The following is a 631-nucleotide window of genomic DNA, read 5'->3' on the forward strand; positions in this document are numbered from 1 at the left end:
GCGGCTGCCGGCCAGGCCGCGCCGCACACCGAGGTCCGGATCCTCGACGAGGAAGGGAACCCGGTCCCGACCGGCACCGTCGGCGAGATCTGCGTCTTCGGCGCCAACGTGATGCTCGGCTACTGGAACCGGCCCGAGGAGACCGCGGCGGTCCTCAAGGACGGCTGGATGCACACCGGCGACGGCGGCTACATCGACGCCAATGGCTTCGTGTTCGTGGTCGACCGGATCAAGGACATGATCGTCACCGGCGGCGAGAACGTGTACTCCGCCGAGGTCGAGGGCGCCATCTCGAAGTTCCCCGGAGTCCTGCAGTCGGCCGTCATCGGCCTGCCCAGTGACCAGTGGGGTGAGACCGTCCACGCCTGTGTGGTGAAGGCACCCGACGCCGACTTCACGAGCGAGGACCTGATCGCCCACGTCAAGGGGCTGATCGCCAACTACAAGGTGCCGCGCAGCGTGGACTTCCTCGCCGAGCTCCCGATGAGCGGCGCCGGCAAGATCCTCAAGCGCGACCTGCGCGCGTCGTACGCCAAGGAGCAGGCATGACGTTCGACAGCCTCAACCCCGCCGACGGCACGCTCGTCTCGACCTTCCCGGTGATGGGGGAGGCGGAAGTGCGGCGGGTCGT

At 68.3% G+C, this 631-nt stretch carries 1 protein-coding gene; it reads left to right on the forward strand.

Translation table 11 applies throughout. The annotated features are described in order from the left end of the window. On the forward strand, positions 1–549 hold a 549-nt coding region (locus ACOADB_RS19490; RefSeq protein ID WP_378602246.1), incomplete at its 5' end, for a class I adenylate-forming enzyme family protein. Positions 550–631: the final 82 nt, after the last annotated feature.

The sequence above is a fragment of the Nocardioides sp. CPCC 206348 genome, assembly GCF_048654705.1.
In the GTDB taxonomy this organism is placed as follows: Bacteria; Actinomycetota; Actinomycetes; order Propionibacteriales; family Nocardioidaceae; genus Nocardioides.